General features: G+C 59.4%; 9 protein-coding genes. 6 read left to right on the forward strand and 3 right to left on the reverse strand.

The window, feature by feature from the left end:
- Positions 1-127: 127 nt before the first annotated feature.
- Positions 128-1,054, forward strand: a complete 927-nt coding sequence (locus QMB98_RS00630; protein ID WP_371683693.1) for a winged helix DNA-binding domain-containing protein — start codon at positions 128-130, stop codon at positions 1,052-1,054.
- Positions 1,055-1,174: 120 nt separating this feature from the next.
- On the opposite strand, the gene QMB98_RS00635 is transcribed toward QMB98_RS00630, so the two are convergent.
- Complete coding sequence (locus QMB98_RS00635; protein ID WP_371683694.1) at positions 1,175-1,930, reverse strand: hypothetical protein; 756 nt, start codon at positions 1,928-1,930, stop codon at positions 1,175-1,177.
- A gap of 266 nt (positions 1,931-2,196) precedes the next feature.
- Here QMB98_RS00635 and QMB98_RS00640 point away from each other — a divergent pair, with 266 nt between their 5' ends.
- A complete protein-coding gene (locus tag QMB98_RS00640) occupies positions 2,197-2,757 on the forward strand; it encodes a low molecular weight protein-tyrosine-phosphatase (protein WP_371683695.1) in 561 nt (186 codons plus the stop codon).
- A 23-nt stretch (positions 2,758-2,780) separates the two neighbouring features.
- On the opposite strand, the gene QMB98_RS00645 is transcribed toward QMB98_RS00640, so the two are convergent.
- Both QMB98_RS00645 and QMB98_RS00650 read right to left on the reverse strand, forming a co-directional pair.
- Complete coding sequence (locus QMB98_RS00645) at positions 2,781-4,094, reverse strand: ABC transporter substrate-binding protein (protein WP_371683696.1); 1,314 nt, start codon at positions 4,092-4,094, stop codon at positions 2,781-2,783.
- A gap of 290 nt (positions 4,095-4,384) precedes the next feature.
- Positions 4,385-4,834: a SprT-like domain-containing protein gene (locus QMB98_RS00650; RefSeq protein WP_371683697.1), complete on the reverse strand. Its 450-nt coding sequence runs from the start codon at positions 4,832-4,834 to the stop codon at positions 4,385-4,387.
- Between the two features lie 70 nt (positions 4,835-4,904).
- Between QMB98_RS00650 and QMB98_RS00655 the strand changes: the two genes are divergently transcribed.
- From QMB98_RS00655 to QMB98_RS00670, 4 genes are all read left to right on the forward strand, one after another.
- Entirely contained in the window at positions 4,905-6,110 is a 1,206-nt protein-coding gene (locus QMB98_RS00655; protein ID WP_371683698.1) for an NAD(P)-binding domain-containing protein, read from the forward strand.
- A gap of 6 nt (positions 6,111-6,116) precedes the next feature.
- Complete coding sequence (locus QMB98_RS00660; RefSeq protein ID WP_371683699.1) at positions 6,117-6,791, forward strand: hypothetical protein; 675 nt, start codon at positions 6,117-6,119, stop codon at positions 6,789-6,791.
- Positions 6,792-6,863: 72 nt separating this feature from the next.
- Positions 6,864-7,979, forward strand: a complete 1,116-nt coding sequence (locus tag QMB98_RS00665; RefSeq protein ID WP_371683700.1) for a hypothetical protein — start codon at positions 6,864-6,866, stop codon at positions 7,977-7,979.
- Positions 7,976-8,251, forward strand: coding sequence for a hypothetical protein (locus QMB98_RS00670; protein ID WP_371683701.1), 276 nt, complete (start codon positions 7,976-7,978; stop codon positions 8,249-8,251). The genes QMB98_RS00665 and QMB98_RS00670 overlap by 4 nt, the downstream gene beginning before the upstream one ends.
- Positions 8,252-8,414 lie beyond the last annotated feature (163 nt).

Below are 8,414 nucleotides of genomic sequence, written 5' to 3' on the forward strand. Positions count from 1 at the left end.
TCACAAGTCAGCGCGTGTCATCGCACTGCCTCAACCAACCTGTCCGGTCAGTACAGCTAGCCCTTCGATTTCTCTGACTCGCCTCGAAACACAACTCCTCACAGAAGGGCGTTCGCCCGTTGACGTGGTGGACCACTTCGGTGCCATGCAGGGGCAGGACCTGCCGGGTGTCCTCACGTCGATAGCGTTGCGGACTCCAGAGAAGTCGGTTGCGGCTGTGATTGATGACTTCAACTCGGGTGCAATTGTCCGCACGTGGCCGCAGCGAGGAACGCTTCACGTCGTCAGCTCCTCCCGTGTTCGTGACCTCCTCGTCGTGGCACGGGAGCGGACCTTCCGAACGACGGTCAAGAGGCGGGAGGCCCTGGGGATAGATGAGGCTGTCCTAGAGCGGGCCAGAAGTATCGCTCTGGAGGTTGTAGGGGATGGAATCACAAGGGCCGATCTCACGAAGGCATGGGAGGAAGCCGGTGTTGTGGACCGACCAGGTCGTGCCTACCACCTGATCTTCCACCTCAGCCTCGAGGGAATCCTCGTGTGGGGGCCGGTTTCGGGGAAAGGGAACCTCATCGTCCTTCTCGATAGGTGGGTGCCGGAAATGAAAGAGCGGTCCTACGACGAGGCCGTCGATGACATCGTCACCCGCTGCGTGCTTTCCCATTCCCCAACCACGCGCAAGGACATTTCGTGGTGGACGAGTCTGCCACTCAGGGACGTGGATCGGGTTCTGAAGTCCGCGGGATTCGAGCAGCGAGATGGTTACGTGTGGGCGGGGGATGAGAAGGAATCAGATCCCGACGGCCTCCACCTGTTGCCCGGTTTCGACGAGATGATCCTTGGATACTCAGACAGGACGGCAACGGTTGCTCCCGAGTACCAGAACGCCATCTGCCCTGGAAACAACGGAGTATTCAAACCGACGATTGTTCATGGTGGGCAAGTCATTGGGACATGGCAGCGAGCAAAGCGCGAACCCACCTTCTTCACGCCGCCCAAGAATGCATTGGAGAAACGAGTGGAGAAGGCGCTCGCGGAGGTACCGCTCGGCGCATGAGCCAAGGGATCCTGGATGGGTTCTAGATTCTCTTCGTGGCTCGGCGAGACCCATGATCTATCAACAGGAACAAAAAGGTGTTGCAGGAACATTCTCCTGCGACACCACTATTCTTTGCTATCAGCCTTCGGGGATTTCAATGTCCTGGGCGACGTCCCATTCGAGGTACTCGGTCGTAATCTCCACTGGGTTCTCACCCTCGTAGGTAGACGTGGTGACGGACTTGAGCTGGTGGTAGTTGTCGTCGATCCACATGCGTACCTCGCTGGTCAGTCCTGAGTCTTCAAACATTCCGGTGAGGATCGTGTATTCGACGCCGTCAATAACCTCGGTGCCCTCCACCTGGTACGTGGTGCCCTCTGGGATCTGAGCGGTGGTGATGGCGGGGTTCTGAGCGTTCCGGTAGGTGGGGAGAACCTGGGTTGCCTGAGCAATGAAGAAGTCCTCTGACGTGGCGTCGCCCTTCTGCCACTCACCATCCTGCTGCACCCACGCACTGCCAGCATCAGCCACGATAACAACGCCGTCAGGGTAGGTGATCTCGACCGTGAACGGATCCGTGTTCACCCGCAGTGTCGTCACGCCACTGTCCGTCATCTCCGACTGGGTGACGTAACCATCTGTGTCAGCGAGGGTTAGGGTCGTGCACACGATGAGGTCGTAGGTGTCGACTTCAGTGGGGTCGCCAGCGAGCGGATCCGTGCACTCGTAGGTTGCGGGAGCAATCGACTCAGTTCCAGTCGCGGACTCAGTCTCCGTGGAAGACGTGGTCTCTGTTGGGGCGCTGCTGGTTGTCGACGTGTCCTCGGCGTCGCTACCGCAGGCAGCAAGGGTCAGGAGTGCTGCCAGTGAAAGTGCTACTGAAGTTTTACGCATGATCAACACAGTACGTGACAGGCCGCGACAACTCACTACCTCAACAGCACACATCACACCAATACACCTTTCAAAACTCACCCGATCCACCGAAAGTTCCGATGAAACATCCAGGAAGAAGGTAACGAAACCTGAGTAATGGAAGAGGCAAAGGCGCTCACTCAGGAGGCGCTCATTTAGTTTGGGTGCGGGCCCGGTGTTGCTCGGGTGTTTGCTGGTAGGGAAGGTGCCTCGAAGCCTTCTGCCGGGTCCGATAGGATCGAAACATGCGGATTCTGGTCGTTTGTACAGGAAACATTTGTCGCTCTCCCATGGGAGAGATCGTGCTCAGGCAGAAATTGGCCGATGTTGGCATCGATGCCGACGTGGATTCGGTTGGTGTCTCCTCCGAGGAACACGGCAGGCCAGTCGATAGGCGCGCCGCCAATGTTCTGCGAGAATCCGGTTACGACGTTCCAAGCAGGCGGGCACGTAAGGTCACCAAGGCTGATCTTGAAGAGTCGGATCTCGTGCTCGCCATGACAGTCGGCCACGCACAGCAGCTCGGTGCACTCGCGGATCGCTACGGCATCGACAAGTCCAAGATCCACCTGTGGCGCGAGTACGATGCGGACGCCGGGCTCAGCGTCGCACCCGATGGTGTGTTCGGTGAGGGTGGGTACCTGTCGGAGCGAGATCTGGAGCGTAGCTACTCGAGCTTCTACTCCTCCGACGGAGAGTGGGATGTTCCCGACCCGTGGTATGGCGGGCAGGAAGGCTTCTACGACACCCTCGCGGTTGTCGAGAGCGGAGCCGATGGGATCATCGACTCCATGAGCAACTCCTAAGGAGTATTGACGCTCAATTAGGTTCAGAGGTCGAGTGCGCTGTTTCCAGCTTCCTGGGCTTGCCTCAGTGCCTCATCGACCGGAATCTCACCGTTCAGCATCCGACCAATGATCGGCTCCATCTCCATGATTGCGTGATGGATGTCGAAGTCATGGGTCGTGATGGGAACGCCGTGAAGGGTGCTCTCGATAAAGGCAGAGACATCAACGCCCTGCTTTGCCCAATAGTTGACGTAGGAATCTTGGCCGGAGGTCGTGGCGGGGAAGCCGATGCCGTTGTCGGCAAGTGGCTGCATGCCACCTGTTGTGCCAAGCCAGTTCAGGAGTAGTTCTGTTTCTTCGGGGTGGTCGGAGTTGGCGTTGCCTGCGACTCCAATGCCATCGACGACCGCGACCTCTCCTTCGGGGCCGCCAACGAGTGGGGCCACACCCCAGCTGAAGTCGGACTGTGCCGCGATATCCGAGAGTCGAGCAGAGTTCGACTGATAGAGAACAAGGTTGCCACTCGTGAAGAGGTCCTGGTTGTGGTTCGGGTCGGTGTAGGCATCCTCAGCGGGCGGGGACACGTGATGTTCCTGCGTGAGATCGACAAGATATTGCGCCGCCTGTTCGCCCTCCTCGGTTGCAAAGGCAAAGGCGCCGGCGCTGTCCTGGAGGGAGCCGCCAGCCTGAAGGAGGAAAGGAACGAAGGCCGAATGGAGTTCGTAGTCAGCCGCAAACCCATAGGTTTCGATGTTTGACGCATCGAAGTCGTCTGAGCCGGCGGTGTTTCCATCCATATCAGTGGTCAGGGTGAGCGCAGCATCCAGCAGAGTATCGCCATCCCCACCATCCGGTGCCCACTCGAGGTTGGAGATCGACACGTCAACATCTTGGTACAGGTCACGGTTGTAGTAGAGGGCGGTGGAGTTCCACATTTGAGGAACTGCCCAGAGCTCATCCTCGATGGTGAAGAGCTCAACGAGGATTTCAGACCAATTTCCAGAGTCGGCAATCTCAACGAGGTGGCCATTTGTGGCGAGATCGGACAGATTTGTTCGATCCACCCAGAACACGTCCGCGATGCCCCCGCTATCAAAGTCACCTCGAGCCGAATCCCAGTAGTCCTTGGGATCAACAAGGTCTATCGTGACGGTGATGTTCGGATTCTCTTCAGTGAAAGCATCGAAAGACTCGGCATAAGCCTCGGCCGCTCCCTCGTCCCACAACCGGAACGTCAACTCCACGGGTTCAGCGGGAGTCGTGGAGTTCGTTGTCGAATCTGTTCCCTCCGTGTCGGAGCAAGAACTCAGCAAGAGCACGCCTGCCAAAATCAGGCCGAGGCGTCGATGCTTCATTGGCCACCCCTAACTGAGGTCGATGGGTCACATAATCACTCATTTTACCTTGCGGAACGTGATATCCGAGACTGAATTATGGTGAAAAGTGGACAAATCATTTCATCCAGCAGGTGAACGCTGACGGACTCGACTATGCACCCGATATTTCTGCGCAGATTTTGATCGTCAATTTGCATCGTTACATCAACGAAATTGGTCAGTGTGGGGAGTGAGCGAACTGTTCCTTTTTGAACTCACGTCGGAAGCACTTGAGCACACGTCGGACACTCTTGAGGTGAGGGTGGAGGTTACTGAGTGGTCACCTTGCGCCAGGTGAGGAGATGACGCTCAGAGAAGGTGCGTGAACACAGCCCGCAACTGACCGGTCTCGTGGGCTTGCGGTAGCGGTAGTGGACGTGGCCGGCAGGGCAGGTGGCCTGCCATGGTGCTGGCGCCTTGGGAAAGTCGGGTCCGGTGGAACGCTTGGGATCCGCCCCGATTTCCTTCGCCTTCTTTTGCCACACGGGTCCGTGCCCGTGACCGGGGCCGACAAGGACGTGCGCGATCTCGTGAAGGACGGTTTGGCGGACCTGTTCCTCGGTGCACAACTTCGTGAGATGGCCTGAAAGCGTGACAGTACGAGTCGTGAAATTTGTTTGTCCCGCACGCTTCTTTGCCCGGTCCCATTTGAAGTCCCAATCAACCCCATGTTGAGCCATGAGGGAGGTGGCAAGCGTTCGTGCCGCGGGGAGATCCATATCAATATTTCACCACGCTCACCTGCAAAGTTCACGTCCCGTGATGTACTACCTTTAGAGGGTGGCATGGTTGGCAGATAGTGTGGGCGGCTCACCGCGTGCGAACTCGACCCTGGTCCCGGGTGCGTGGAAACCGTCGGGATCCGAGTGGGGTACCCGCCCAGCGTGGCTCGAGAACGAGCAGGGCCCGAAAGAGTCCGATATTCGACACGTCGATGTTCTCGTCATTGGTGCCGGCCAGGCCGGCCTAGTAGTCGCACACGAGCTGCACCGCGCTGGCCTGCGCGGATTTGCTGACGGCACGAACATTTCCGGAACCTACTTGGTCATGGATGCGGAGGTGCGCCCCGGCGGCGCGTGGCAGCACCGCTGGCCGACCCTCACCATGGCCACCATTAACGACATCGCGGACCTGCCCGGCCTCAAGGTCGGGGAGCACGAACCGGATGATCTCGCATCCCAGGTGGTACCCGAGTACTTCACGCGCTACGAGGAGCATTTTGACCTGCCGATCATGAGGCCCGCCCTCGCTCACTCCGTGTCTCGCACCGAAGGCGGGTACCTCGTGAAAACGAGCGCGGGCACGTGGCATGCTCGGGCGGTTGTGAACTGCACGGGAACCTGGACCAGGCCATTCCTGCCCTATTATCCGGGTCAGGAGAAATTCGTTGGCATCCACATGCACACGCAGGATTACCGCGGCCCCAACCAGTTTGTGCGCCGCAGGGTCGCCGTTGTTGGCGGTGGTATTTCTGCCACCCAGCACCTGGCCGAGATTGCTCCCGTCGCGAAGGCAACCTCGTGGTACACCCGCACCGAGCCCAACTGGGTGGAAACCGGTGGCAAGCTGACCACGGGCCTCGAGGTCGAGGAATCCGTGCGCAAGCGCGTTGAGGCCGGCCTTCGCCCGCTCTCGGTCGTGGCGGCAACAGGCTTGCTTGTGACCGATTCGGTGCGCGAAGCGAAGGAAGCGGGCGTATTCAAGCGCAAGCCCATGTTCACCCAGATTGAGGCCGATGGCGTGCGGCAGGCCGATGGCAGGCTGTGGAAGGCCGACTTCATCCTGTGGGCCACGGGCTTCCGTTCCGAACTCCGTCATCTCGCACCGCTCAAGCTACGGACTCGCCACGGCGGGATCAGAATGGCGGGAACCGCCGTTGCAGGCGAACCCACCCTTCACCTCATCGGGTATGGTCCGACCGCATCCACGGTTGGTGCCCGTTGGGGCGCCCGCAAGGCCGTCCGTGAACTCAAGCACGTGCTCAGGATAAACTAGGACATTATGTCTTCTACGAGTGTTGTTGCGAGCATTACCAGTGCAGGATTTGTACCAGCGGATCGACCGCATGATCGGGTTCAGCGAATCTTTTCCGGACTCTTTTTCGGCACCTTCATCGGCTCGCTCATTGTCATCCTGTTCTTCTCCCAAAACATGTCGCTGTGGGGATACCTGCTTCCCTTCGTTGTCGCGTTACTGATCGCTGGGGCCGGCCTGGTCGTGTGGCGTTCGGTCAAGGCCAAGCAACCCGACAATTCTGTCCCGGTTGTTGCCAAGGTGATTGGCACGGACGAATCGATCCTGGAGCGGACGACCCGGAACAAGGGCATCATGTGTCCTGTCGTGGTGCGTCCACTCGACGGCGCGGACTTCCGTTCCGTGGTTGTGTCGACCTCCGAAACGAAGGAACCGGCCATCGACATCAAGCCGGGCACCATCATGGCTCTCCGCCAGGTCGAACCCGGCCTCGGTGACCTCGTGACCGCACCCGCCACCGATGAGCAACGTGAGCTGATGGAGAGGTGGGCCAAGAACCCGAAGTTGGTCTCGAACAGGGCGCCGGCCCTGCCCACCCGCCGCGCACCACTCGAGCGCGCCCCATTTAGTTCCGCGGTCGAGTTCTATGCCTCGATCGGCATCGGTGCCGCCATCATGTTCTTCATTCTCCAGATCGTGTGAAGCACTCCCCAGGGAGATAGGTGCATCAAATGCGATGCCGACCTACTCTGAGGTAGTGAAAGGAATGGTTGAGTGACACAAGGCGATGCGGATACCTGGGATCCCGATATTCACGGCCCAGCAGGCGAGGGGGATGATCCCTCCGATTCGCATGCTCACAACATCGGCCAAGCCGACCAGAGCCCAATCGGAACTGAACCACGCGATCCCGATGCACCCATAGCCCCGCAAGCTTCGGACAACGCCGTCCACGCTCCCTCGTCAGAAGGTGCAAGCAATTCAGGAGCGGACTTCGCACCCGGCCCTCCCGCGCAGGGTGGCACGATTCCCGTGGGCCCGGTGAGTGGTCCCAGCGGTCCCAGTGCACCGAGCGCACCCAGTGGATACAGCGCACCAAGCGGCAACGTCGCCCCCGCTGGCTACTGGGCTCCCGCTCTGGGAACCATGCCACCGCAACAGTTCGCAACACCTCCACAGCAGCAACCCCAGCGCCAGCAGTTCCAGGGCGGACAGCCGTACGGGCAGGCGCCTCGACCAGCCCATGTTCAACACGCTCCCGTGAATCAGCCGCAACGCCAGCAGACACAGGGTTCCGCACCGGCCGAATCGCTCGAACACTACCGGGATCGCAGTGTCCTGCCCTGGTGGGCCTGGTCCGCAATCGGCGCATCGGTTCTCTCATGCGCCATTCTCGTGTGGGTCGCGGCGAGCCCCTCGAGCCTTGACTCGTCCTCCGAAGGTTTCAATCCTCAGCTCCACGACACGTACCGGGACATGGATCTGCTCACGAGCTCCGAGACCTATCACGGGGAAGTCGATGATGTTCCGTGGGACCTGAACGTCCAGGACATCGTGTGGGACGCTGATGATCAGGTGGCCGCCCAAACCAGCATGACCCGTCCAGCTGAGGGCATGAGGTACCTGGGTGTTCGTCTCGAAGTGACGACGAACTACATGAACTACACCCCGGTAGATGAAGCGTTCCTCTTCTACTACATCAGCCCCGGCGGTCAAGAGTTCTCCGAACACTACTGCGGAACCGGATGCCTCTCCGATGAGAGCGCAACGGCATACGTTTATGACGGATGGGTGTACTTCGAGATCCCCGAGACGGTTCCTGATGGAGGGTATCTCAGGGTGAACCTGCTGTTCTCCGGAGACACCGACACACTGATGGAGCTCGCATGAATGCCCAGCCTCGAGACCGGTTCCAGCCCCAAGTCGTGCCGCCCGTCAACCTCGGCCCAGTCAGGGGCGAACAGGCCCAGCCCGCCCAGCCCGTGCGCCCCATGGATGAGTACTTGAGCGACCTGTACCAACCGGCCCGCCCCACCATGCTCATTACCGACACGGAAGTCGTGGAACCGCAGGAGTCCCGTTTCCCACTCGCCATGTGGGGGTGGGTGGTGTGGACTTTCGCGCTCGCCCTCCTCGCCATCTTCCTCATTCTCTTCGTCTAAGGATCCGGCCAACTTTTCCTTTAGGGGTCCAGTCAGTCAGTTGAAGGAAAGAGTCCAGCACACGTGTGCTGGACTCTTCTGAGTTCTAGGAAACGTTTCGCTTCTTTGAGGGCTCTTCATAATTGGGGGTGTAGTTTGTTTTGGAATCCGCCGCTGCCCAGGA

It is taken from the genome of Flaviflexus sp., from assembly GCF_041440645.1.
GTDB lineage: Bacteria > Actinomycetota > Actinomycetes > Actinomycetales > Actinomycetaceae > Flaviflexus.